Annotated in this window: 24 protein-coding genes, 1 tRNA gene and 1 pseudogene; 13 read left to right on the top strand and 13 right to left on the bottom strand. The window is 41.6% G+C overall.

From position 1 onward, the window contains the following. Position 1 precedes the first annotated feature (1 nt). The 6 genes from RDN79_RS10030 to RDN79_RS10005 are packed head-to-tail and all read left to right on the top strand — an operon-like array spanning position 2 to position 6369. The gene (locus RDN79_RS10030; protein WP_298546869.1) at positions 2-940 is read left to right on the top strand and encodes an ornithine cyclodeaminase; all 939 of its coding nucleotides are present in this window, start codon (positions 2-4) and stop codon (positions 938-940) included. Between the two features lie 16 nt (positions 941-956). After that, positions 957-2216: an oligosaccharide flippase family protein gene (locus RDN79_RS10025; RefSeq protein ID WP_298546867.1), complete on the top strand. Its 1260-nt coding sequence runs from the start codon at positions 957-959 to the stop codon at positions 2214-2216. Continuing rightward, positions 2203-2994, top strand: coding sequence for a phosphorylcholine transferase LicD (locus RDN79_RS10020; RefSeq protein WP_298546865.1), 792 nt, complete (start codon positions 2203-2205; stop codon positions 2992-2994). Before RDN79_RS10025 ends, RDN79_RS10020 begins: the two co-directional genes overlap by 14 nt. 11 nt (positions 2995-3005) lie before the next feature. Further along, on the top strand, positions 3006-4172 hold the full coding sequence (gene wecB, locus RDN79_RS10015; protein ID WP_298546862.1) for a non-hydrolyzing UDP-N-acetylglucosamine 2-epimerase: 1167 nt from the start codon (positions 3006-3008) through the stop codon (positions 4170-4172). 11 nt (positions 4173-4183) lie between these two features. Next, positions 4184-5365 (top strand): glycosyltransferase family 4 protein, encoded by a 1182-nt coding sequence (locus tag RDN79_RS10010; protein WP_298546860.1) that lies wholly within the window; start codon positions 4184-4186, stop codon positions 5363-5365. 11 nt (positions 5366-5376) lie between these two features. Beyond that, the gene (locus RDN79_RS10005; protein ID WP_298546858.1) at positions 5377-6369 is read left to right on the top strand and encodes a hypothetical protein; all 993 of its coding nucleotides are present in this window, start codon (positions 5377-5379) and stop codon (positions 6367-6369) included. On the opposite strand, the gene RDN79_RS10000 is transcribed toward RDN79_RS10005, so the two are convergent. From RDN79_RS10000 to RDN79_RS09960, 9 genes and pseudogenes are all read right to left on the bottom strand, one after another. Next, a complete protein-coding gene (locus RDN79_RS10000) occupies positions 6358-7452 on the bottom strand; it encodes a glycosyltransferase family 4 protein (protein WP_298546856.1) in 1095 nt (364 codons plus the stop codon). The two genes, RDN79_RS10005 and RDN79_RS10000, sit on opposite strands and share 12 nt — an antisense overlap. Continuing rightward, positions 7449-8675 carry a glycosyltransferase gene (locus tag RDN79_RS09995; RefSeq protein ID WP_298546854.1) on the bottom strand — a complete coding sequence of 409 codons (1227 nt, stop codon included), beginning with the start codon at positions 8673-8675 and terminating at the stop codon, positions 7449-7451. Before RDN79_RS09995 ends, RDN79_RS10000 begins: the two co-directional genes overlap by 4 nt. Beyond that, positions 8672-9886 carry an O-antigen ligase domain-containing protein gene (locus RDN79_RS09990; protein WP_298546852.1) on the bottom strand — a complete coding sequence of 405 codons (1215 nt, stop codon included), beginning with the start codon at positions 9884-9886 and terminating at the stop codon, positions 8672-8674. Before RDN79_RS09990 ends, RDN79_RS09995 begins: the two co-directional genes overlap by 4 nt. Before the next feature lie 184 nt (positions 9887-10070). Beyond that, positions 10071-11312 carry a metallophosphoesterase gene (locus RDN79_RS09985; protein ID WP_298546850.1) on the bottom strand — a complete coding sequence of 414 codons (1242 nt, stop codon included), beginning with the start codon at positions 11310-11312 and terminating at the stop codon, positions 10071-10073. 425 nt (positions 11313-11737) lie between these two features. Beyond that, positions 11738-12028 (bottom strand): annotated as a pseudogene (locus RDN79_RS09980) (hypothetical protein); the annotation flags it as partial. A gap of 313 nt (positions 12029-12341) precedes the next feature. After that, entirely contained in the window at positions 12342-12908 is a 567-nt protein-coding gene (locus RDN79_RS09975; protein WP_298546846.1) for a manganese efflux pump MntP family protein, read from the bottom strand. A 79-nt stretch (positions 12909-12987) separates the two neighbouring features. Further along, the gene (locus RDN79_RS09970) at positions 12988-13941 is read right to left on the bottom strand and encodes a glycosyltransferase family 2 protein (RefSeq protein WP_298546844.1); all 954 of its coding nucleotides are present in this window, start codon (positions 13939-13941) and stop codon (positions 12988-12990) included. A gap of 20 nt (positions 13942-13961) precedes the next feature. After that, positions 13962-14492, bottom strand: a complete 531-nt coding sequence (locus RDN79_RS09965) for a DUF4199 domain-containing protein (RefSeq protein ID WP_298546841.1) — start codon at positions 14490-14492, stop codon at positions 13962-13964. 143 nt (positions 14493-14635) lie between these two features. Continuing rightward, positions 14636-14709 (bottom strand) — tRNA-Thr (locus tag RDN79_RS09960). A 433-nt stretch (positions 14710-15142) separates the two neighbouring features. Between RDN79_RS09960 and RDN79_RS09955 the strand changes: the two genes are divergently transcribed. The 5 genes from RDN79_RS09955 to RDN79_RS09935 all read left to right on the top strand — a co-directional run bounded on the left by RDN79_RS09955 (position 15143) and on the right by RDN79_RS09935 (position 20486). Next, on the top strand, positions 15143-16549 hold the full coding sequence (locus RDN79_RS09955; RefSeq protein ID WP_298546839.1) for an amidophosphoribosyltransferase: 1407 nt from the start codon (positions 15143-15145) through the stop codon (positions 16547-16549). A gap of 112 nt (positions 16550-16661) precedes the next feature. Next, positions 16662-17891, top strand: a complete 1230-nt coding sequence (gene pepT / locus RDN79_RS09950) for a peptidase T (protein ID WP_298546837.1) — start codon at positions 16662-16664, stop codon at positions 17889-17891. 17 nt (positions 17892-17908) lie between these two features. Then, entirely contained in the window at positions 17909-18994 is a 1086-nt protein-coding gene (gcvT, locus tag RDN79_RS09945; RefSeq protein ID WP_298546835.1) for a glycine cleavage system aminomethyltransferase GcvT, read from the top strand. Between the two features lie 165 nt (positions 18995-19159). Further along, entirely contained in the window at positions 19160-20137 is a 978-nt protein-coding gene (locus tag RDN79_RS09940; RefSeq protein WP_298546833.1) for a transporter, read from the top strand. Beyond that, on the top strand, positions 20118-20486 hold the full coding sequence (locus RDN79_RS09935) for an MmcQ/YjbR family DNA-binding protein (protein WP_298546831.1): 369 nt from the start codon (positions 20118-20120) through the stop codon (positions 20484-20486). Before RDN79_RS09940 ends, RDN79_RS09935 begins: the two co-directional genes overlap by 20 nt. 41 nt (positions 20487-20527) lie before the next feature. Here RDN79_RS09935 and RDN79_RS09930 read toward each other — a convergent pair whose 3' ends face one another. Continuing rightward, positions 20528-21025 carry a GNAT family N-acetyltransferase gene (locus tag RDN79_RS09930; protein ID WP_298546829.1) on the bottom strand — a complete coding sequence of 166 codons (498 nt, stop codon included), beginning with the start codon at positions 21023-21025 and terminating at the stop codon, positions 20528-20530. 85 nt (positions 21026-21110) lie between these two features. On the opposite strand from RDN79_RS09930, the gene RDN79_RS09925 reads away from it, so the two are divergent. Further along, positions 21111-21548: a DUF695 domain-containing protein gene (locus RDN79_RS09925; RefSeq protein ID WP_298546827.1), complete on the top strand. Its 438-nt coding sequence runs from the start codon at positions 21111-21113 to the stop codon at positions 21546-21548. Positions 21549-21634: 86 nt separating this feature from the next. On the opposite strand, the gene RDN79_RS09920 is transcribed toward RDN79_RS09925, so the two are convergent. Beyond that, entirely contained in the window at positions 21635-22054 is a 420-nt protein-coding gene (locus RDN79_RS09920; RefSeq protein WP_298546825.1) for a DUF5856 family protein, read from the bottom strand. 127 nt (positions 22055-22181) lie between these two features. Here RDN79_RS09920 and RDN79_RS09915 point away from each other — a divergent pair, with 127 nt between their 5' ends. Next, positions 22182-23282 (top strand): DUF4434 domain-containing protein, encoded by a 1101-nt coding sequence (locus tag RDN79_RS09915; protein ID WP_298546821.1) that lies wholly within the window; start codon positions 22182-22184, stop codon positions 23280-23282. Between the two features lie 108 nt (positions 23283-23390). Here the strand turns inward: RDN79_RS09915 and thrC are convergent, their stop codons facing one another. After that, positions 23391-24704: a threonine synthase gene (gene thrC, locus RDN79_RS09910; RefSeq protein ID WP_298546819.1), complete on the bottom strand. Its 1314-nt coding sequence runs from the start codon at positions 24702-24704 to the stop codon at positions 23391-23393. Beyond that, the gene (locus tag RDN79_RS09905) at positions 24701-25903 is read right to left on the bottom strand and encodes a cofactor-independent phosphoglycerate mutase (RefSeq protein ID WP_298546817.1); all 1203 of its coding nucleotides are present in this window, start codon (positions 25901-25903) and stop codon (positions 24701-24703) included. Before RDN79_RS09905 ends, thrC begins: the two co-directional genes overlap by 4 nt. Positions 25904-25905: the final 2 nt, after the last annotated feature.

Genomic DNA, 25905 nt, shown 5'->3' with positions numbered 1-25905 from the left:
AATGAAAATAATAGATTTTGAAACGATACGAAATCTTTCCATATCTCCGGTTGATTGTATAGGGTGGGTAGAAGCTGCATTAAGAATGAAATACGATAGTTGTTTGCCCCATAAAATTAGCATGACAATAGAACCGGATGTCTTTTTTAATACGATGCCATCCTATTTGCCTTCTTGTGGACGTTGTGGAGTTAAGGTTGTTTCCCGTTTCCCGAAACGGGAACCTGCATTAGTTAGTGATATTCTGTTGTATGATGCAAAAAATGGTGATTTTTTGGCGCTGATGGATGGAAGTTGGATTACCGCGATGCGCACCGGTGCTGTTGCGGCATTGTCCATACAGCATCTGAGAACTTCTTCAGCTAAGGAATATGCGTTTATGGGGTTAGGAAATACAGCTCGGACTACGTTATTGTGTTTGATGGCTGTATTGGAAGGACCATTAAATATTCGTCTTTTGTCTTATAAAGGGCAAGAATTGGATTTCATGAACCGCTTTAAAGAATATTCTCGATTAAGTTTTTCTGTATATGAAAATGCGGCGGATTTGATCACTGGTGCAGATGTGGTTGTGTCTTGTGTAACTGTTGCACATGATCTTTTTGCATCAGATACATGTTTTAAGCCGGGAGTGCTGGTTGTACCGGTTCATACGCGCGGATTTCAGAATTGCGACTTATTTTTCGATAAGATTTTTGCTGATGATGTTGCTCATGTAAAAGGATTTAAATATTTTAATCAATTTAAACAGTTTGATGAGTTTGCCCGTATATTGTTAAAGCAGAATCCTGGTAGAACTTCAGATCAAGAGCGTATTCTGGCTTATAATATAGGTATTGCATTACATGATATTTATTTTGCTTCTCAAGTATATGATAAGGTCAAAGATTCATTACCTGATATTTCTTCAGATAAATTAATTAAGAAGTTTTGGGTATGATTAGTTAGGAATAGTAATGAAGTTCGATCAAGATAATAAATACAAAGTAATTATTCATAATACCACGTATTTATCTGTACTTGAGATATTAAAGATGGTAATGCCTTTTGTTGCATTGCCTTATTTGATATCTACAGTTGGTGCAGATAAGTACGGTTTAGTCGTATTTGCGCAGGCTATTATATCTTATTTTATTATATTTGTCAACTTTGGTCTGGATGTTTCGGCTGTAAAGAATGTTTCCATAAATCGTTCTGATAATGAAAAACTGTCAGAAGTTGTATCTTCTGTCTTGATCATTAAAACTTTTCTTTTTATACTTTCTTTTTTTGTATTGGGATTTTTATTATTATGTGTGAAACAATTTAGAGATAATTATGTTTTGTTTTTATTGTCTTTTTTATCCTGCCTTTCAGAAATTTTGTTTCCTGTCTGGTTTTATCAAGGAGTAGAAAAAATGAAATACATTACTTTGATTCGTTTTACTTCTATTTTCTTTTACACAGTTACAGTATTTATTTTTATTAAAAACGAAAGTGATTATTTGCTGATACCATTACTTCAGTCCTTAGGGTGGTTTTTATCTGGAATCGTTTCCTTTTTTATGTTGATTCGGGTAGAAAAGATATCCTTATTTATGCCAACTATAAAATCGATAAAACTGTATTTTAAAGAGAGTATTCCGTTTTTTGTTTCTCGTGTATCAGTAGTGATTAATGCAAGTATGGCAAAGACGATTTGTGGAATTTTCTTTTCAATGCATGAGGTTGCTGCTTTTGATTTGGCTCAGAAGATTGCAATGACTGCACTTGTCCCTTTACAAATGTTGAATCAAGCATTGTTTCCCCATATAGCAAAAACACTTGATCGAAAATTTGTTAATAAGTGTTTCCGATTGATTTTGTTAACTACAGGTTGTATCATTGTAATTGTATATATTCTTGCTCCATTTTCCGTTTTTATTTTATCGGATGGTAAATTGCCTGAATCTGTTGATATATTACGCGTTTTTAGTTTGTTCATTTTTAGTGGAGGTATTACTTCTTTTACAGGATCACCAGTACTGGTCTCTTTTGGTTATCCCAAACCTTTTAATCGAAGTGTTATTCTTTCGACTTTTGTTTTAATTGTAATTTATGTGATACTATATTTTACAAACTCATTCTCTATTATTAATTTTGCATTGGCTTTAGGTTTTGCAGAATTTGTAATAGCTATATATAGACTATATTATTGTAACCGTTATAAATTAATTATGCTTTATGGACGGGTTTAATCGTTTTAATCCGGAAGGTTCAGTATTGAGACTTCATCAGATGAAGATGCTCTGCATTTTAGAGTTTATAGATAAAGTTTGCAAGAAACATGATATACACTATTGGCTTAGTTCTGGAACATTGTTAGGTGCTGTTCGTCATGGAGGTTTTATACCCTGGGATGATGATTTGGATATCGAGATGTTGTATCGAGACTATAAAAGATTAATGGAAGTCTTACCTTTTGAATTACCCTCTAATTTGGTACTACAAACAATGTACACTGATAGTAACTACGTTGCTCCTTATGCAAAATTGAGAGAAACAGATTCTTATATATCAGAAGTGAATAATATTGGTAAAAATTATAAATATAATGGGGTTTATATTGATATTTTTTATATAGAACCTGTTAATTATAAAATAGCGTGGATTGCATCTAAATTCCATGGATATATTTATAGACTTTCTTATTTGAAAAATGACCGATTAGGAATAAAAAAAGGAATAATGAGATGTTTGTTGTCATTTTTAACAAACATACTTTATCCCTGCATTCGAATGATTATTAAGTTATTTCCGACAAAAGAGCATCGATTGGGATTAGGATCTGGTTTTTTGGGTGTAAGGTTGTTGGATGATATTTTTCCATTGAGAGAGATTCTTTTTGAGGGGAAAAAATTTCCAGCTCCTGCTAATACAGATGGCTATTTGTCCCATTTATATGGAGATTATATGGTGTTGCCGGATTTAAGTAAAATAACTTATCATGTAAATAATGTGGATATAAAAGAATAATTTAATCGAAAATGAAAAAAGTGATGCTTATTTTTGGAACTCGCCCGGAAGCAATTAAAATGTGTCCATTAGTAAAAGAGTTTCAAAAGGATACGATAAATTTTAAAACTGTTGTTTGTGTTACTGCACAGCATCGGGAAATGTTAGATCAAGTTTTACATGTTTTTGATGTCAAACCTGAGTATGACTTGAATATAATGAAACAAGGGCAGGATTTATACGATATAACTTCTCGTGTTTTATTAGGTTTACGTGATGTGTTAAAGAAAGAATTGCCGGATATTGTATTAGTGCATGGTGATACAACAACCTCTACTGCTGCTGCATTGGCAGCTTTCTATCTGCAAATACCTGTAGGGCATGTAGAAGCTGGGTTAAGAACTCATAATATTTATAGTCCTTGGCCTGAAGAAATGAATCGACAGATAACAAGTCGTATTGCAGTTTTTCATTTTGCACCTACAGAATTGAGTCGGCGAAATCTGCAAAGAGAAGGTATTGCTGACGATAATATTCATGTTGTTGGAAATACTGTTATTGATGCCCTGCATTTAGTGTTAGAACAAATCAGGTCAAGAAAAGATATAGAGAAAAGTATTCAGTTTGTATTAGAACAGGCAGGTATTCCTCTTTTTTTATTACCTTTGTGGAAAAGTGAAAAGCGGAAAATGGTCTTGATAACAGGACATAGAAGGGAAAATTTTGGTGAAGGATTCGTTCATATTTGTAAGGCGATAAAGACTTTGGCTCAGAAATATTCTACTGTTGATTTTGTGTATCCCATGCATTTGAATCCGAATGTACGGAAGCCAATTGCTGAGATATTGGGAGAAAGCCATAAAGAAACCTTAACGAATGTATTTCTTATAGAACCGTTGGATTATCTTCCTTTTGTTTATTTGATGAATCATTCTACATTTGTTTTGACTGATAGTGGTGGAATACAGGAGGAAGCTCCGGGATTAGGAAAGCCTGTGCTGGTTATGCGAGATACGACCGAACGGCCTGAAGCGGTGGGAGCAGGAACTGTCAAATTGGTGGGAACTGACTATAATTCAATTATAGATAATGTTTCTGATTTACTGGAGAATAAAGATTTATATCGGCAAATGTCAAAGGCTCAAAATCCGTATGGAGATGGGAAAACCAGTCAGTCGATTGTGAATATTTTGTTGTAAATCGGTTGTTTATGAAAAGAAAAATATTAGTTATTCATAATGGATATCCTTTGTGTGGTGACGGAGGTGATAAAGTCAGAACATTAAATATGCTCCAATCTTTGGATTCTATTGGATTTGATGTTTTTTTATTGGCTTTTTTCAAGAAAGATTTTTCTTTGGTGATTGTAAACAAAAAAAATATACCCTTGAGTATTAAATCATATTTTATATTTACGTTACCAGATCGTTTGGGATTAGGAGGAATAGCAGCATGGTTGCGGGCTGTAATAACTTGGATTATTGTAAAGTTTAACCATATAAAGTTAGTTCAATTAGAAACATCACTTTCTGTTTCATGCGTCAGATTTTTAAAAAAAGATATTTCGGTCGTGACAGATTTTCACGCTGATCCAGTCCCTGAATTACAAATGAATGGAAGGAGGAAATCATTAATAAATCGTGCTGAAAAAGATGTTTGTTATGCATTGTCTCGTTCACAACGAATAATAGCTGTGTCGAATAATTTGGCAAATAATCTTAAAAAATATTACTCTTATGACTGTCCATTTTTTATTTTACCATGTAGTTTTAATAATGAAAAATTTCAGATAGATCCAGCTCAGACTATTACCTTGCGTGAGAAAATGCATTTAAAAGAACGTATTGTTTTATGTTATTTAGGTGGCTTGCAAAAGTGGCAATGTATGGAAGAAACATTAGATCTTTTTTTACGTTTAAAAGCGAAAGATAATAGATACTTTTTATGTATATACACAAATGATGATTTAACCCCTTTTGCAAAAAAAATTGAATTGTTGGGGAATGACTATCTTTGTATGAGTTTACGATATGAACAGGTTCCCTTGTATTTGTCTATTATTGATGCGGGTTTTGTATTGAGACATAATAGTTTGGTGAATATAAATGCTTCTCCGACTAAAATCGCAGAGTATATGGCTGTAGGAGCTATGGTTATTGCAACGAAATATTCGGGAGATGCTCAAGTTCTTATTGAAAATAGTGGTTATGGCGTGATTCTGGATGATCTTGAAAATATTTCATCTGAAATGGTAGACGAGTTGGATATGAAGATTCATTCTTATAAAGAGAATAAGATTACTGCCTCTGCTACAATAAAAGATTATATATTGAAAAATAGGCTTTGGCATGCAAATGAAATAAAATTGAAGAGTTTGTATTCAAATATATAATTCGGCTTATAATGGATTGTTTAGAAAAAATAAAATATATTCTTAGAGGTAGTCGGTATTATCGTAAATATTTTCAGACTACTATTAATGGTTTACGGTATTATTTTAGAGATTTACATTACTATTGGCAGATGTATTCTTTTAAAAAAGATCGTGAAGTATCGGGTAATACTCTTTATTTTATTATTGATCCAAATATTAAACATCCAGGATTAGTCGATCGCTTTAAGGCAGTTGTTGGATTATTTTATGTGGCTAAAGTAAATGGATTTGATTTTAAGATAATTTTTAACCATCCATTTAATTTAGAAGAGTATTTGTCTGTGAATAAATATAATTGGATTGCGAATCAGTCCGAATTAAGTTATAGTTTGCAGAATGTTCGGCTTATACCGTACAATGGTAGTGGAAAAATACCTAAGTTACGTAAAACTGTTAGACAGTATCATGTTTACTGTTATATAGGGTATGATATTATATCTTCAAACCATATTCTAAATGCTGAATCTGTATGGAGAAATTTGTTTTTGGAATTATTCAAGCCTTCTCAAGCATTGAATGACTGTTTGAATTGTTGCAATTTCGATATCTCTGGTTTTATAGCTGTTCATTTACGATTTGTGAATGCTTTAGAAAATTTTGAGAAAGATCAGTTTAATACTCTAACGGAGACCAAACGGGAGAATTTAATACAACGTTGTCTAAATGGTATCAAGCAGATTATAAACCAAAATGAAAATAAGGAAATTGTAGTCTTTTCAGATAGTAAAGTTTTTCTTGAACGTGTGAAAGCCCTGCCTGTAATAGTATTGGATGGAAAAGTCGGGCATATATCCTTTTTTGAAGACAGCCGTGAAGTCGTAATGAAAACATTTGTGGATTTTTATGCGATTTCAAAAGCTAGTCGTGTAATAAGGATATTGGCACCTGAAATGTATAATACTGTCTTTTCTTATTATGCGGCAGTATTAGGTGGTGTCATTCCTGAAGAACTACATGTTTAGTAAATTATTATATACATTAAAAGTTTGCTGGGCTATATGATCCCAATCATATGCTTTTAAGTCATAATATACTGGATATTTATTTTGAAGTATCTTATGTTTTAGTTGTTGTTTTAAGTTGTCTATGTGATTTAGTTCGAAATAGTGTTCTTTTGATAATCCCACAGCTAGATTGGCGGGAATATCGCTAACTAATGTGTCGATATTGTAACTCATGGCTTCTAATAGTGTGATAGGCAAACCTTCGTGGGAAGAGGGTAAAACGAATAATCCTGCATGTGAATAAAGCTCTTTCAATGATTCTCCTTTTACCATTCCGGTCAGTATAACTTGCTTTTTTCGTGCTAACTCTTTTAGAAAGGATGAATAAGAAGTCTCATGGTCGGAATCTCCTGCAATAACTAAATGATAATCCTGCAAGTTTAGATCAGAGAAGGCCATGATTAGTTTGTCAAATTCTTTTTCTTTTACAAATCGGCCAACAGCTAAAACGTATTTTCTGCGGCTGAGTCCTAACGATTTGATATATTGGTCGGTTTGAGTTGGCTGATAAATATCAACACCGTTATAGATTAATGTTGCATTATTTCTCTTATATTTTGTTTTTAGTATGTTGTCAATAACTGTAGATATGACGATTATTTCGTCGGCCCATTGAGCTGCAAAGAATTCGCCAGTTTTTAAAATGAGTTTTGCAAAGAAATTCCAATTTTTACGGTCATAGTCTGGGCCGTGATGGGTAACAACTACTTTCAATCCGAGTAGTTTTGCAAACGGCACGGCGATTGATGGTCCAATGGCGTGTATATGGATTATATCTGCTTTTTGTTTATAGGCATACCAAACTCCGAATATAGTATGGATAGCACTTTCAAATCCTTTTATTTTGGGGGCTGGAAGATCTTTGAAAAACACTCCTTGATAACTTGTTAAAGGAGGATTTTCCTTTACGAAGTAGGATCTTCTGACGACTGTTACATTTACTCCAAACTTGCTGAGACGTGGATACAATTTTTCACAATGAGTTTCTACGCCACCTTGTATATTAGGAAACCCTCTTAATCCTGTTACTATGATTTTCATTTTGATGATTTTAATATTGATTGGTAAATAGTGATAAGACTGTCGAAATGTTTATCTGCTGAAAAATGCAGTTGTGCAAATTTATTGCAGGCTATAGACATTTCATAAAGTTTTTCTTTTGGTATTGCTATTGCCTTTCGAATTGTTTTTGTTAAATCGTTCGAATTTCCCATTGTGAATGTGAATCCAGTTTTTCCATCTTGTATAAGTTCAGGAATGCCTCCGACATTACTACCTATTACAGGAGTACCCAAGGACAACGATTCAATAATACTTAATGGATTATTTTCATACCATTCAGAAGGAACAATTGTAAAAAGTGCATTTTTTACGTATTCCTTCAATTCTTCACCTTCTTTAAAACCTAAAAAAGAAACATTTTTGGAATAATTGTTTCCTATCTTTTTTAAAAGTGGACCTCTACCAATAATTTTTAAATCAATTTCGGGTATATATTGCATAGCTTCCAATAAACTATTGATACCCTTTTCGTTAGATAATCTACCAAAATAAAGTAGATATTTATAATTTGTCGTTTTATTGATTTTTGAAGGTATATTAGGGGTGAAGTTATATAGTTGGACTGCTTTACGTGCATATGCCGGATTGAATTCGATATGTTTTCTTTGAGCAAATTTACTGACGAATATAAATTTATCAATATACTTAAGTGGCTCGTAGAAGCAAGATCTGAAACTGTTTTCTAATGAAAGTAGCATACTATTTGTTAAATTTCCGTTGGAACACCTGTTTAGTGTGCAGTGAATAAAATGTCGATCTTTACATAATTCACATATTTCCCCTTTCCCGTTTGTTAATGTATAAGCAGGGCAAATAAGCCGATAATCGTGAACGGTCATAACAGTCGGTATCTTATATTTCTGTAAAACAGGTAATATAGAAACAGATAGGCTGTTGAATAGTAAATGAATATGAGCGATATCCGGTTTCTCAGCCAAAATTAAACGTTCTAATAGTTTGGCAGCTTGTCGATTATAAATGAATGCTGGTATGTTTGTTATTTTAGTCCAAATGCTGGATTCTGATAATTCAGGATATTCTACAAAATAAGATTCATATTCTGAAAATCTGTTTTTTTTGTTTTTCAGAGCAAAAGGTATTACTTGATGTCCTTTGTCTTCCAAGGTTGAGATTGTGTTGAAAAAAACAGTCTCAGCTCCTCCTTTTTGATAAAAATATTTATTGAGTTGTAGTATCTTCATGATTTTGAATTTGCAATTTTATTTTTCATTTCTCCAAGCATTAAACCAATCATCATCATCATGAATAACCCTCTATGGGTTGTTATGGTTGAATCGGATGTCCCTTCTATACCAAAAAAACAAATCAGCAATAATACGATGATCATTAATTTTGCTTGTTTTGTTTTTTGGAAAAACGTGATAGCTTTTTTGAAGATATATATCCAAAAAGTGATATAAAGCATGATTCCTACAATTCCGAATTGTGCCAGTGAAGGATAATAGGTATCTGCAATGAAGCTATAAAAGTTTTTACTAATTCCCCAAACATTCTCAATTCCATATTGATTGTATATGTGGGAATAGTACAACCCTGAAGCATATGTTGCAAAGCTTCCGAATCCGGACCCAAAAGGGAAATAGTCGATTAATATCTTAATGGAGGTTGAATAAAGGACAAAACGTGCAATTGTATCTTCTTCAGCATCTCCTGTAATACCTTCTATAAAATAGAAAGAAACTTTTTTCCATGAAACTACTAATATGAGTATTAATGTAATAACAAGGAGGATAATAGTCTTTATATTTAATTTAAAATGGTTTATATTGGAGAAATAGATAATAACCATTATTGATAATGTGAAAAATCCATAGAACTTGGAACGTCCGGATATGAGGCCTATGGAAAGCATTATGATGAATAGAACCCTATCTTTTTTTGAGAAATCCCCAGTATATAGAAAACAAAGAGATGTCGCTATGACTCCTGCTGCGAAATAGGTTGAATGAGCCATTACATTGGATAAAGTATGAGGCTTAAATATCTCTATACAAGCTAATACAAGTAGAAGAAACCAAAAAAATACACAAATTATTCTTAGTATTTTCTTTTGATTTTTTGAAAAATGAGGTTTAAGAGAGTATACACAGAATAAGGCTAAGTATGGTTTGAATTGTATAATAAAATCTGTGATAATAGCTGCTTTTGTGTTACTATTGATGCAAAGAGAATAGCATAAATAAAATAGAAATACACCAATAGTGGTTAAAAAAGCTTTATTTATTAACCACTCCGGTGATTTGAATAGTGAATATCCGAATAAAATAAATAGTAAAGCTGCGCATATTTCATCGATAAAGTCAAATCCGATAGTTCCATATAGAAGTAAACCGAATATGAGAGTAAAGACAAATAGTGAGAAAAACTGTTTATTGATGAAATCTTGAATCATATAATATTAATTATTTTTTATATAACGGCTTACATTTGACTTTATTGTACCCAAAGATAGTCTCTTTACTCATATTTAGGAAATAAATGTGGGTGAAATTGTCTATGGAAATATTTAATTAATCTTTACACTTCTTTCAATAGATTGATATTTTAATGTCTCCATTTAAACTTGGATTGAGGTATTAGTACGGGATAATTTGAATTTCAGGATATTCTGTTTGGTCAGTTGGTTTGTAGGCTCCGAAAAAAGTTATGTAAATATTCTTTTCTTTGGTGTCGATGGCATATATGCAAAAACTATTACTACTGGGACTGTCTGCTTCTCGTGTGACACGATTATAAACAACCCCGATTTCACTGGGGCCTTGATTGGTACAAAGAAGCATTTTTTGTGGAGATATGTTTTTATTCTCATTCTCGAAATTTTGTATGTCAAAGTTTGTTGTAAAATGGTCATGTCCACCTAAATAGCAAATAAATTCCCCTTTGCTATTATAAAAGTTAAAATTGGCAGAAATATTATTATCATTATTTAATTTGTTAGAATATATTTTTGATATACTGGAACGAGAACGATAGGCCTCTATTATTTCTGGAATCATGAACCAAGGGTGAATAAAATCACCGTCGCATAAATATGTTTTTGCATTTGATGAATAAGCTTGGAATGGGTAATGGGTTAGGATGATTATACTATGTTGGTCGGTTACTCCTTCTTTTAGTGCGATATTACCTAACCAATTAATTTGTTCTTGTGAGAAGTAGGCATAAAAAAGCGTATTATATTCGGCGGCAGGTTGATCTAACATGTCCAATGAAATGATTCGAATAGTACCTCCTTGCGGATTAGGTATATCGGAATAGAAATAATTTTGATCTGTCTGGGTTTGTTTTCGAAACAGAATGGAATGAATTTGTTCTTTGTTGATATAATGTTTTGAAACTTTCTCTATCATATTGCAATCATGATTGCCTGTACATATAAAGGACGGGATATGATTTCCCTCGTAGAAATTTTTTGTAAATGATTCCATGAAAAGAATAGCCTCTTTTCGACTGGAATTGGAAATGAAATCTCCCGTAGCTATTAAAGTGTTGATTTTAAGTTTAGATTGATTGGCGAATGTTACAGATTGTTTTAAATTTATAGGATTTGTATAATTGTTATTTGTAGATACTGCGGATATATGCGGATCTGATATATGTACAATTTTAAAACGTTCATATATATTGTCGGTATCTATTTTGTTGTACATGATCGAATCCAAACGTCGGGTTGCTTCATTGTTGTTGATTGTGTAGAAGTAATCATTTATGTCACTGCGCAAAGTGGATACAGAAAGATTGTCTTCTGTGTCTTTGCATGCAATGGCAGAGGATAATGCAATAATAGCGTATATTAAGTATAATGTTTTCTTTTCCATATCTATTATTATATTAGGTGATTATTGGAAATTTGTAAATCAAAGTACTAATATATTTCGCTAAAGATAGAGAAAAAAAATGAATCTTTTTACGGATGCGAAAAATCTTTTATTTTTTTGTTTCGGTAAGGTAGAGATAACTGTCATTAAGTTCTGTCTGTTGTCTTATTAGAAAAAAAAGATTAAGGTTCACCGTTATATCTCTCATAACCTTTTGTCATCCAGATATATCTTGTGAACCCTGTGAAAGCAGTTCTTTATTTTTTATTTTCCTAGCTATGACCTTGTAGTGGTTTTCGTACCACGTATGTACACGTTCTATCCTCAAGTGGTTGGAACGGGCCGATCCGGTTGGCGGTTGTGTCTGGCATGGCTGTCGGGTTTTGCTTTTTTATGCGTACGAAAATTTATGCGGCTGAGAGGAATAGGGACTGCTTGGTGTACACCGCTTCGGGTATTAAACAATAGTAACGCAGAGCCGAAGACATGGAAATATATGATGGAGCATAAAGGTGATTGGCTATCAATTCGGTTGATAAAATTTTACCTGTTATATCCGGACTACATACATAAAGCCCTCTCTTGAGGCGGATAATCTGTTTATCGCGTTCAAGCAACCTGATTTTTTGATTCCCTCCCTTGATATGGGGAAAGAGGGATTCCAATGCAGAAGCCGTTATAGGTATATTGCCTAATCGTTCCAATGGATTCTTCATAATACAAATATAGCTATTTTTTGAATGCTAAAACATATGTCATATATTTTTCCATTCAAAATTTAGCTGTTACGGTGAAATAGGAATGCTGGAACGAAATCGACTTGAACGGGAACTTGAGGGCTTTTTGTTGTGTGGCTTGGCGAACCGCCGCCTCAAGGAGCTTCGCGAGGCGGGCAAGATCGACTGTCTTGGTGCGGCACGGGCTTCGATTTATGTAGCGGGGGAAAAACTTGATGTGCATTCACAGGGTTCACAGGAAACAGCTGGCCTATAGTTATTTGTGGGGGTGTGAAGGTGAAAAATGACAAACTTACCCGTTGAAATAAAGATGCTCTATCAGAATCTTCGTCCCGATGCCGATCAGGATCAATCCGCCGATCAGGTCCAGTTTGAGATCGATCTTGCGGCCGAAGTGGTTTCCGAAGTAGACTCCGAAGGCCGAAAGCAGGAAGGTGACGATCCCGATCGTCAGGGCTTCCAGTGCAATGGCCGATTCGATGCAGGCCAGCGATATGCCGACTGCCAGCGCATCGATGCTTGTCGCAATGCCCAGACCGCACAGTGTCTTGTAGCACAACGGATTTGTCTTGCAATCCTCCTCCTGTTCCTGTGTGCTCTCGTATATCATTTTACCTCCGAGGTAAAGCAACAGCAGGAAAGCGATCCAATGGTCGAACGCCGTGATGTATTTCTTGAAACTCATCCCTGCCAGGTAGCCCGCTATGGTCATCCCTGCCTGGAAAACCCCCATCACACAGCCGATCTTCAGCATGTGGTGATGTCTGTAGTTTTGTATGAGAGCGCCGCCGGTGACAGATACTGCGAGACTGTCCATCGACAATCCCACAGCCAGTAACACTATTTCTATAAATGACATCTTTAGATTTATGGATTGTGATTTATGATTCATGATTGTCACATTGCAACCAATCATAAATCATAAATTATAAATCAATTTATATTTCCGTTTCGATTTTATATTTGTTCCGGTTAGGCGAGTCCCTTGAAATCAGTTCTCCGATGAATCCTGCGAGGAACATCTGTGTTCCGAGGATCATGGCTGTCAGCGAAACATAGAAGTAGGGCGAATTGGTGACCAGCGGCCGCAAATCTCCCGTACAGATGGAAATCAGTTTCGCACTCAGCACGATGACCAGTGCTATGAAACCGATGAAGAACATCACGCTTCCCCATAGCCCGAAGAAGTGCATCGGCTTCTTGCCGAATTTGGAGGTGAACCAGAGGGTGATCAGGTCCAGGTAGCCGTTTACGAAGCGGTTCAGCCCGAACTTGGTCGTTCCGTACTTGCGTGCCTGATGCTGCACCACCTTTTCGCCGATCTTGCTGAATCCGGCGATCTTGGCAAGGTAGGGGATGTAGCGGTGCATATCGTTATAGACTTCTATATTCTTGATTACGATATTCTTGTAAGCCTTCAGCCCGCAGTTGAAGTCGTGCAGGTTCGTTATGCCGGAGAATTTGCGTGCCGTAGCGTTGAACAGCTTGGTCGGAATGGTTTTCGACAGCGGGTCGTAACGCTTTTTCTTCCAGCCGGATACCAGGTCGTAGCCGTCTTCGGTGATCATCCTGTACAGTTCGGGTATCTCGTCGGGGCTGTCCTGCAGGTCGGCGTCCATCGTGATGATCACGTCTCCCTTTGCCCGTTGGAAACCGCAGTTCAGGCCGGGGGATTTGCCGTAATTGCGACGGAACTTGACCGCGTGTACTACTTCCGGGTTCTTGCTTTTAAGCGCTTCGATCACTTCCCAGGAGTTGTCTGTGCTCCCGTCATTGATAAAAATTACTTCGTAACTGAAATTATGCTCTTTCATCACCCGCTCTATCCACGCAAACAATTCTGGAAGAGACTCGGCTTCATTGTACAGTGGTATGACTACTGATATGTCCATTATTTGTTTTTATTTTCTTCTTATTCTTCTTCGGGCACCGGGCTTGCTGTTTGTTTGCGGCAAACCAGTGCTGCTACCGGTATGGATAATATGATTCCGTAAAATATATTATTGAAAATACCTTGGATAGCCATGTGGATGGGAGTAAAGTTGGTCCGGCTGACGGCCTCGATCACTTCGCTGTTGAAGTCAGCGCTCTTCAGCACTGCTATGGCCTGCGTTATCGTGTTGCCCAGGAAATCGGGGGGAGCGATAAACTGGAAGAATATGAAATGCTCGATCGAAACGATCAGGGCTGCGAAGAAGTACAGCATGATGCCGAACCGCCATGCGTGGAAGAAACTGATGCTTCCTCCTATGTCCTGCCGGTAACGCTTGGTCAGGTAGTAGGCGATGAAAGGGACGGCAAGGCTCAGGCCTTCATAAATAAAGATGAGCGAAGGAATAGAATACCCGAAAATCAGGAACAGGTATTTTATCACCCAAAAGATGCCCATAGCCAAGCCGTAAGACATCGCGCACTTCAACAGTAAACCTTTATTCTCTTCCATGATAATGCCGTTTTTTATGTTCTCATCAGCAAAATTAATCTTTTTGCGAGAATATACAATACTTATAATTGAAAATGGACAATTGAAAATTGATAATTATTCTTTTTCAGCTAATTTTCAATTTCCAATTGTCCATTTTCTTGAGCCTCTTGTCGGATTCGAACCAACGACCCCGAGATTACAAATCACGTGCTCTGGCCAACTGAGCTAAAGAGGCAGGTGGGTAAGCTTACTACATCGCGCCGCTACGACCAAGTACCCTTGCTGCGGTCAAGCCCTGGGGGATTCCGAGGGAGCATGCCGTGTAGGACTTACCCGGGTGCAAAAGTAGATATTATTTTTTACAATACAAGCGTTTTTGGTGGGAGCAGACCTTATTTGTTTGTAAGTGGTTGGAAGCCTTTTGTTTTTAGGTGTGTTAAAAAATGTATGCAAAATATTTGAGCATGTAATTTGTTGGAAAGCTCTATTTGTCGTTTTGGTAGTGAAAACTGGGCATTGATGTGAAATAGCTTTGTTAAAAAATATTACCCTTGCTACTATTCCAAATACATGGGGTATAAATTCGATTTTGATGGGGTAGTAGTGACATTTTGTAAATAATCTTGTACATTTGCAACCTAATTCAAAAATCAAAAACACTATTTACAATGGGTGGTTTTTTCGGAACTATTTCTAAGTCGGCCTGTTCAACTGATTTATTCTATGGCACCGACTATAATTCTCATCTGGGAACCCGGCGCGGCGGTATGGCGACATACGATAAGGAGGCCGGTTTCACACGTTCGATTCATAATCTGGAAAGTTCTTATTTTCGTACAAAGTTTGAGCCTGCTCTCGATAAGTTTGTGGGGAATGCCGGAATCGGTATCATCAGCGATACGGATGCGCAGCCGATCGTCATCAACTCCCATCTCGGCAAGTTCGCCATCGTGACGGTTGCCAAGATCAATAACATCGAGGAATTGGAACAGGATTTGCTGAAAGCGAACATGCACTTCTCCGAACTGAGTTCGGGCAAGACGAACCAGACCGAACTGGTAGCGTTGCTGATCACGCAGGGGAAGGATTTTGTCGAAGGCATTGAAAATGTCTACGACCGGATCAAAGGTTCCTGCTCCATGCTGCTGCTGACGGAAGACGGTATCATCGTGGCTCGCGACAAGTGGGGACGCACCCCTATTATTATAGGTAAGAAAGACGGCGCCTATGCCGCGACCAGCGAATCGAGCAGTTTGCCCAATCTGGATTATGAAATAGACCGGTTTGTCGGTCCGGGAGAAATCCTCCGCTTGCGTGCCGACGGCATCGAGCAGATGCGCCAGCCGAACGAGCGGATGCAGGTTTGCTCTTTCCTCTGGGTGTATTATGGTTTCCCTGTTTCCTGCTATGAAGGCAAGAACGTCGAGGAAGTCCGTTTCCAAAGCGGCTACAAGATGGGAAAGAAAGATGAGAACGAAGTCGATTGCGTTTGCGGTATTCCCGATTCCGGCGTCGGTATGGCTTTGGGCTATGCCGAGGGGAAAGGGGCGCCTTACCACCGGGCCATCGCCAAATATACGCCGACCTGGCCGCGCAGCTTCACTCCGGCCAACCAGGAAATGCGTTCGCTCGTTGCCAAGATGAAGCTGATCCCCAACCGGGCCATGCTGGAAGGTAAGCGTATCCTGTTTTGTGATGACTCGATCGTACGCGGGACGCAGCTTCGCGACAACGTGAAAATATTGTATGACTACGGCGCCAAAGAGGTGCATATGCGTATTGCCTGCCCGCCTCTTATCTATGGCTGTCCGTTCCTCGGCTTTACATCGTCGAAGAGCGACCTCGAACTGATTACCCGCCGGATCATCAAGGAACTGGAAGGAGACGAAAACAAGAACCTGGAGAAATATGCAACGACCGATTCGCCGGAATATCAGAAGATGGTGCAGATCATTGCCGATCGTTTCGGACTGAGCTCGTTAAAATTCAATACGCTGGAAACGCTCATCGAGGCAATCGGATTGCCGAAATGTAAAGTTTGTACGCATTGTTTCGACGGAAGCAGTTGTTTCTAAAGAGATATGATCTGATGGAATAAGGAAAATCATGTGCAGAAATGCGCATGATTTTTTTGTTGTTAGTGACACTTTGATTACTTTTATGGCTTGTAACATTAATGATAAGCTTATGACTGTAACAGATAGATTTTTGAAGTACGTGACGTTCGATACCGAGTCGAGCGAAACGACTGGCGTGACTCCCAGTACGCCGGGACAGCGCGTGTTTGCCGAAGCATTGGTAAAAGAGTTGGAAGAGATAGGATTGGAAGACATTACTCTCGATGACAAGAGCTACCTGATGGCTACCCTGCCTGCCAATACGGACAAGGAGATTCCTGCTATCGGTTTTATCGCCCATTTGGATACCAGCCCTGATATGTCGGGCAAGGGGGTCGAGCCGCGTATCGTGAACTATAAAGGGGGAGATATCGTGCTATGTGCCGAGGAAAACGTGGTGCTTTCGCCGCTCATGTTTCCCGAACTGAACGATTATAAAGAACAGGATATCATCGTGACCAACGGCAAGACCCTGTTGGGGGCGGACGATAAGGGAGGTGTGGCTGCTATCATCGCTGCCATGAAATACCTGAAAGACCATCCTGAAATCGAACACGGCAAGATCCGTATCGGGTTTACGCCCGATGAAGAAATCGGGGCGGGAGCCGACTATTTCGATGTCGAAAAGTTCGGTTGCGAATGGGCCTATACGATCGACGGCGGACAGATCGGCGAGCTGGAATACGAGAACTTCAACGCTGCCGGTGCCAAAGTCCTTTTCAAAGGACTGAACGTGCATCCGGGATATGCGAAAGACAAGATGCTGAACGCTTCCTTGCTGGCAGTGGAATTTGCCTCCTGGCTGCCTGCCGCACAGCGCCCCGAACATACGACCGGCTATGAAGGTTTTTTCCACCTGACCGGCATGAGCGGAACGGTCGAAGAGGCTTCCCTTTCCTATATTATACGCGACCATGTGCGCACCGCCTTCGAACAGAAGAAAGAGTTGCTGCACGAGTTGGTAAAGCGTATGAACGAGATGCATCCGGGCAGCACGACACTCGAAATGCGCGACCAGTATTATAATATGCGCGAAGTGGTCGAACCGAAGAAGTTTATCGTGGACCTGGCGTTCGATGCCATGAAGGAAGCCGGCGTCACACCTTTGGTGAAACCGATTCGCGGAGGTACGGACGGAGCGCGTCTTTCTTTCATGGGACTGCCTTGCCCGAATATCTTCGCAGGCGGGTTGAACTTCCACGGACGTTATGAATTCCTTCCGGTCAAGTCGCTGGAAAAGAGTATGGAGACGATCGTTAAAATAGCAGAATTGTTAGTCAAAGGCAATTATAAATCATAAATCACAAATCATAAATCATGAAAACAACTCCGTTTACCGATGTGCACATTGCACTCGGTGCCAAAATGCATGAATTTGCAGGTTTCAACATGCCGATCGAGTACACCGGTATTATCGATGAACACATGACCGTTGTGAACGGCGTAGGTGTGTTCGACGTTTCCCACATGGGCGAGTTCTGGGTAAAAGGCCCGAACGCGTTGGCATTCATCCAGAGCGTCACCTCGAACGACGCTTCCGTCTTACCGCTCGGCAAGGCTCAATATACTTGCTTCCCGAATGACAAGGGCGGTATCGTGGACGACCTGCTGGTCTATCATTATGAACCCGAAAAATACCTTTTGGTTGTCAATGCCGGCAACATCGCCAAAGATTGGGATTGGTGCGTAAGCCATAACACGGTAGGGGCGGAACTGGAGAATTCTTCCGACCGTACCGCACAGCTCGCTATCCAGGGGCCGAAAGCCGTTGAGGTTTTGCAGCGCCTGACTCCGGTCGACCTGTCTTCCATCCCTTACTATTCGTTTGTGACGGGTGAATTTGCCGGTTGCAAGAACGTCATCATCTCCAATACGGGATATACCGGAGCCGGTGGTTTCGAACTGTATTTCTATCTGGACGACGCCATGACGATCTGGAATGCCATCTTCGAAGCCGGTAAGCCTGAAGGTATCAAGCCGATCGGCCTGGGTGCACGTGACACGTTGCGTCTGGAAATGGGCTTCTGCCTGTACGGCAATGACCTCGATGACACTACTTCGCCGATCGAAGCCGGTCTGGGTTGGATCACCAAGTTCGCCGAAGGCAAGAACTTCACCAACCGCGCCGAACTGGAACGCCAGAAGAAAGAAGGCGTTACCCGCAAGTTGTGTGCATTCGAACTGGTCGACAAAGGTATTCCCCGTCACGGCTACGAAATTGCCGATACCGAGGATCATATCATCGGTGTGGTAACATCGGGCACGATGTCGCCTGTCCTGAAGAAGGGTATCGGTATGGGATATGTGAAACCTGAATTTGCGAAAGCAGGGACGGAAATCTTTATCAAGGTCCGGGGCCGCAACCTGAAAGCCCAGGTCGTAAAAGCGCCCTTCCGCAAGTAAGGCGAGATAGATAGGAAAACCCATAGGGTTAGGAGGTGCAAAGCTATGCTTTATGACCCGTAACCCTATGGGTTTTGTTGTGCTTTGGATTTTGTTGTGATTATAGTGGGGGAAGTGGGAGATGTTTTGTAAGTTTGCATCCCGAATAAAAAATAGGATATTTCTATGTTGAATTTTCTGAAAAACTGGACATTGCCTGTTGCGATGCTTGCCGGTGCATTAGGGTATTTTATCTTTGCCAACTTCGCTTTTCTGGAGCCGACAAAGCCGTTCATGAGTTCTTTTATTGCCTATCTGACTCCCGCTCTGATCTTTGCGCAACTATTGCTGACTTTCTGCAAAGTGCAACCGCACGAGTTGATGCCTTCTCCCTGGCATGGATGGCTGTTGTTGTTCCAGCTTGTTTCGGCTTCGCTGGTCGCTGCCTTGTTGATATTCGTGCACATGGATGGTGCTTATAAGGAGGTTTTCGAGGGTGCGATGGTCTGCCTGATCTGCCCGACGGCTACGGCTGCGGCTGTTATCACCGGAAAGTTGGGAGGGAGTGCGTCCAGCCTGACGACTTACACCTTGCTGTCTAACATTCTGGCGGCGATAGTCGTCCCGTTGATGTTCCCGCTGGTAGAGCCCCATGCCGATATAACCTTTATGGCTGCTTTCCTGAAGATATTGAGCAAGGTGTTCCCTTTGTTGCTCTGTCCGTTTTTCCTGGCGATGCTGTTCCGCTATTTTCTTCCGAAGTTGCATCATTTCCTGTTGGGGTTTCGGGATCTTGCTTTCTATCTCTGGGGTGTCGCACTTGCCATCGTGACGGCCCAGACCGTGAAGTCTCTTGTCGAAAGCAATGCTCCGGTAGGAGTGGAGGTGTTGATCGCCTTGGCGGGCTTGGTGACTTGTGCTGTCCAGTTCTATTTGGGCAAACGGATCGGGACCCGTTATTTCGACCGCATCAGTGCAGGACAGGCCCTCGGCCAGAAAAACACCGTACTTGCCATCTGGATGGCCTATACCTATCTGGACCCGCTTTCATCGGTCGGCCCCGGATCCTACGTCCTCTGGCAAAATATTTTTAACAGTTATCAGTTGTGGAAGAAGAGGAAGAATGATCCTAAAAGAAACGGTGATGAATGTAGAGGAATTTAGAGAGTATTGTTTGTCTTTTAAAGGAGTGCAGGAGAAGATGCCTTTCCTGGATGTGGCAGACAGGTACAGTAGGGATGTGCTTTGCTTCTATGTCGGAAGCAAATGGTTTTGTTTTGTCAATATAGAGGTGTTCGATTTTTGTTGCTTGAAATGCGAGCCGGAGAGGAATCTTGAGCTGCAAGAAGCTTACCAGGGGATAAAGCCGGGATGGCACATGAATAAGCGACATTGGATAAGTGTTCACTTTAATCAGGATGTTCCCGACAATACGATTAAGGAACTCGTACGGCAATCTTATGATATTGTTTATCGTTCCCTTTCTAAAAAAGAGAAAGAATTGATCCTTTAGTGATTCGGGATTCCCCTCATTGACGACCGGAACAGCGTCGTTCAGTCGCAGGGCGGAGTCAGCAGAAGTTCGTAGTCTACGACATCCAGCCAGCGGTCGAACTTCAAGCCGACCTTCGTGAAGCGGGAAACCTGTTTGAACCCAAGTCTTTCATGCAAGATGTTACTGGCTTCGTTCCCTTCCGTGATGCAGGCGATCAAGGCGCGGTAGCCATTTTCGCGACATGCTTCGATCAGTTTTTGCATCAGGAGCATTCCGATCCCCTTTCCGGTATGTCCGGGAGACAGGTAAACAGTCGTTTCCAGTGTATAGCGGTAAGCGGAACGTTCTTTCCACGTATGGGCATAACAATAACCGGCGATTTCCTTGCCCTCCTCATAGACGAAATAAGGAAAGCGGGAAGATATTTCAGCAATCCGGGCACGCATCTCCTCTTCCTGCACCGGCTCCGTGTCGAAAGTCGCCACGCTGTGCAATACATATTCGTTGTAAATATCCGTGATCGCTTTCGCATCCTGGGGTTCCACCTGTCTGATCATATCTCTTTTATCTTGTATTCTTGCCGCAAAAATAATGCATTAGAAGGAAAATAATCCCTATTTTTGTGGAATAATTGATATTGATATGAGATTAAGCAACGAGTGGTTTACCGCTCTTTCAGAGAATGAATCCGGACAACTGGTCACCGTTTCCGGTCGTGATGAATTAACCGGATTTTTACAGTCGGGCAAGTTCAAGGAACGGGTGGAAATCACCTGGAAATATGAAGGTGACGACAAAGGAATGCCTTCCGAAGCGCTTGCCGGAAAGATGGAGGAGGTGCAGGAAGCTCTGCGTAAAGCAATGGAAAAGGATAAGCTCTCGATCCTGACCGGCGTTTATACCGGAGGAGGAGAGAGGATCTGGGTCTATTATACCCGTACCGTCCGCGTCTTTGGTGAACGGTTGAACGAAGCCTTGGCTCCGTTTGAAATGTTGCCGCTCTCTATCTATACGGAGGTGGATCCCGAATGGGAGGAATACCAGGATATGTACGAGATGAAGGAATGGGCCATTGAATGACGTCTCGCCCGTACTGAAAAAATCAAGGGACCGTCCCGGTGTCGAGACAGTCCCTTTACTATAGGTGAAAAAAGATCAGATATTGTCTATTCCAATCTAACCAGCCTGTATATCAATTGCTGGATAGCTTCCTGGTAGTCGTCGATGATGGACTGTGAGAAGGCTTCAGGGAAAAGATCCCTATGTTTTTCTACATAGTTGTAGAAATCGGAAGCATGTTTGGCGATATCGTCCGGAGTTTTTGTTTCGGGGATGGAGATATGTAAATCTCCGACTAAAGCATAAGTTGTTTCGGTGATCCTGTCGATAACATCCAAAAGGGAAGCGATTGCTTCGTCCAGCGCCATATGTTTGGCATAACTGCCGGTGCCGGTAACATGCCAGTGATAAAGTTTCAGGCTACTGTTAAAGGAGAAGAGTTCTCCGATAAATGTAGCGATCTCCTTGTTTGAAGAACTTGTCATACTCTGTTTCTTCTCAGATTTTTTTACTGTTGTTGTACTCATAGCGAATCTATTTTTGTGTTTCTTGTTTCTGTGTTCTAAACAGTTTCTCTTTCCCGAAAGTTTAAAAAAACGAATGCTAAATATATTTTTATATATTTGTGAGGTTAGACAAAAATGTATATTTACCATGAAGAATCACAACAGGAGGGATTTTATCAAGCAAGTCTCTGCTACCGGGGCTGTTTTAGCAACCGGAGCATTTGCTTCGTGTGCGGAAAAGGCATCGGCAAGCCGTTCGGAAGCCGGTAAGGAAGAGAATATCCAAAGTAAACTAATCATTCCGAAGGCGCAAGGGCTGAAAATATCCGGGACTTTTTTGGATGAGATATCCCATGATATCCCGCATCAGAATTGGGGTGAAAAGGAATGGGATCGGGATTTTGCTTATATGAAAGCGATCGGGATCGATACGGTAATCGTGATCCGGAGCGGTTATCGTAACTTCATCACCTATCCTTCGGAGTATCTGATGAAAACATTCGGCTGCTATATGCCTTCGGTCGATCTGATTGACATGTACCTGCGTCTGTCGGATAAATACGGGATGAAGTTCTTTTTCGGACTATACGATTCCGGCAAATACTGGGATACGGGCGACCTGACCTGGGAAATCGAATCCAACAAATATGTGATCGAGGAGGTCTGGAAGAAATACGGGCATCATAAGAGTTTCCAGGGATGGTATCTCTGCCAGGAGATCAGCCGTGCGACCAAGGGGGCGATCGCGGCATTCAGCAGTTTAGGCAAGCAGTGCAAGGAGGTCTCAGGCGGTCTGCCGACTCTTATCTCTCCCTGGATTGACGGAAAGAAAGCTGTCGCTGCTGCCGGAGGCGACTTGACAAAAGCCGAAGCGGTCTCTGTGGAACAGCATGAAAAGGAATGGTCTGAAATATTCGACGGGATCAAGGGGAACGTGGATGCCTGCGCTTTCCAGGACGGACATATCGATTACGATGAATTGGATGCCTTTTTCAGTGTCAATAAGAAGATGGCGGATAAGTACGGTATCGAGTGCTGGACGAATGCCGAATCGTTTGACCGGGACATGCCGATCAAGTTCCTCCCGATCAAGTTCGACAAGCTGCGCATGAAACTCGAAGCGGCCGCCCGGCAGAAGTACGACAAGGCGATCACCTTCGAGTTCTCCCATTTCATGAGTCCCCAATCCGCCTATTTGCAGGCGGGGCATCTGTATGACCGTTATAAGGAGTATTTTGAAATCGGATAAATAGGGGGATTACAAAAAGTAGTACGAAGACATGAAACATCCCGTCATTCAGGGCGAAAACCAATTCGAAACCCTGAATGGCGGGACGTTTATTTTTGTGCAGGATGTTTATTGTGCCAACAGGTAGCTTTTGAAGGCTCCGAAGTCCTTTTCCATCCCTACGCTTTGCTTTTCTCCTTGCATGAAGGCTTTCAGTTTGGCGGGGATTTCGATGTCGGCATCCAGTATTTTGTCTACCGTCCCTTTGAATTTTGCCGGGTGTGCGGTTTCGAGGAACAGGCCCGTTTCGTTCGGGGCCAGTTTATTCTCGATTAACGCCTGGTAGCCGCAAGCGCCGTGCGGGTCTAACACGTAACCCGTTTCATCGTAAACCTGCTTCATGGTAACCCCGATCTCTTCGTCCGTGAAACGGTAACCGCCGATCAGTTGGCTGATTTCCGCGTGCGGGTTGCCGCTCTTGCCGTACAGGTCCAGGATACGGGCAAAATTGCTCGGATCGCCGACATCCATCGCATTGGCGATCGTCGGAACGGAAGGACGTGGCGTGTAGACACCCGTGCGGAGATATTCCAGGAATACATCGTTGCGGTTATTGGCAGCCACGAAGCGTTTGATAGGCAACCCCATCCGGTGTGCGAACAATCCGGCAGTGATATTGCCGAAGTTCCCGCTGGGGACGGATACGACCAGTTCGTCCGCTTTGCCCGCTTTATCCAATTGTGCATACGCGTTGAAATAGTAGAAAGATTGCGGAAGGAAACGCGCCACATTGATGGAGTTGGCTGATGTCAGCTTCATGTGGCGGTTCAACTCTTCATCCATAAAGGCGGATTTGACCAATGCCTGGCAGTCGTCGAACGTCCCGTCTACTTCTAATGCCGTGATGTTCCGTCCGAGCGTGGTGAACTGGCATTCCTGGATCGGGCTCACTTTCCCTTTCGGATAGAGCACGTACACGTGAATGCCCGGTACGCCGAGAAAGCCGTTTGCAACGGCACTTCCCGTATCACCGGAAGTGGCCACCAACACGTTCACTTGCTTCAACCCCTCTTTCTTGATGAAATATCCTAACAGGCGGGCCATGAAACGTCCCCCTACATCCTTGAATGCTAAAGTCGGGCCGTGGAATAGTTCGAGGCTGTAGATATTGTCGCGTACAGGGACGACCGGCGTCTCGAACGACAACGTGTCCCGGACGATTGCATCGAGCGTTTCCGGTTCTATATCTTCCCCGAAGAAAGCCCGTGCTACCGTACAGGCGATTTCATGGAACGATTTGTTTTTGAGACCGGAGATCACATCCTTGTCCAAAGGCCGGATGTGTTCCGGCATATATAAACCTTTGTCTCCGGCAAGACCTTTTACGACGGCTTCTTCCAGTGAGGCGAGCGGAGTTTGTTTGTTCGTGCTGTAATATTTCATACTAATTCTTTTATAAATTCGTCTTTTTCCAATATGCCGTATTTTCCTTCCAGTACGGAGAACTCGTCGAAACGCGTCACGCTGTCAGGCTCTTGTCCCGGTTTATAGATAAGGAAAGGGACGGGAGTGTTCGTATGTGTACGGATGGAGCAAGGAGTCGGATGGTCGGGCAGGACGGCAATCGCCACCGGTTCATCCCATTTCTGCAACTCTTCGAAGATGATGCCGATGGCCCGTTTGTCCAGATTCTCGATGGTCCGGATCTTCAGGCCGACATCCCCTTCGTGTCCGGCTTCGTCGCTGGCTTCGACGTGGAGGTAGACAAAGTCGTTTGTCTTCAGTGCTTCGAGGGCGGCATGCGCCTTTCCTTCGTAGTTCGTATCGTAGAGTCCGGTAGCCCCTTCCACGTCAATCACTTTCAGGCCGGCATAAACGCCTATGCCTCGTATCAGGTCGACGGCCGAGATGACGGAGCCCTGCTTGAAGCCATACATTTCCTGCATGGTCTGCATAGCCGGACGATATCCCGGTGACCAGGGCCATATGCTGTTTGCAGGGTCTTTTCCGGCTGCGATGCGCCGAAGGTTGACGGGATGGTCTTTCAGTATCTCCTGCGATTTCAGGATCAGGCCGTTCAGCAGATCGGCCGTCTCTTGCGCTTCGGGTACTTCCGGTCTGATCATCAGGGGGCGGAAAGGATGGAGAGGCACATCGTGCGGCGGGGTGCAATCCAGACGTTTGTCGCCCCCTTTCACCACTAACAGGTTACGGTAAGACACGCCGGTGTAGAACTGTATGCGGTCGGATCCTAATTTCTCATTCAGGAAGCGGATCAACTCGTCCGCTTCTTCCGTAGTGATATGGCCGGATGAATGGTTCTTCAGGATATCGCCCTCTACGCAGATCAGGTTACAGCGCATGGCCATTTCCCCCGGTTTCAGGTCATATCCGATGCTGGCTGCTTCCAGCACGCCCCGTCCTTCGTAGACGGTCGGGAGGTCGTAGCCCAGCACGGCCATATTCGCCACTTCGCTTCCCGGATGGAAACCGTCGGCAACGGTCTTCATACGTCCGGTAACGCCCAGCTCGGCCAGCTTGTCCATATAGGGAGTGTCCGCATACTGCATCGGTGTCTTGCCGCCCAAAGCCTCTATCGGCTCGTCGGCCATACCGTCTCCTAAAATGATGATGCTTTTCATAA

It is taken from the genome of uncultured Parabacteroides sp. (genome assembly GCF_902493135.1).
GTDB lineage: Bacteria > Bacteroidota > Bacteroidia > Bacteroidales > Tannerellaceae > Parabacteroides.
The sequence above is the reverse complement of the archived record's forward strand: the minus strand, read 5'-3'. Positions and strand labels throughout refer to the sequence as shown.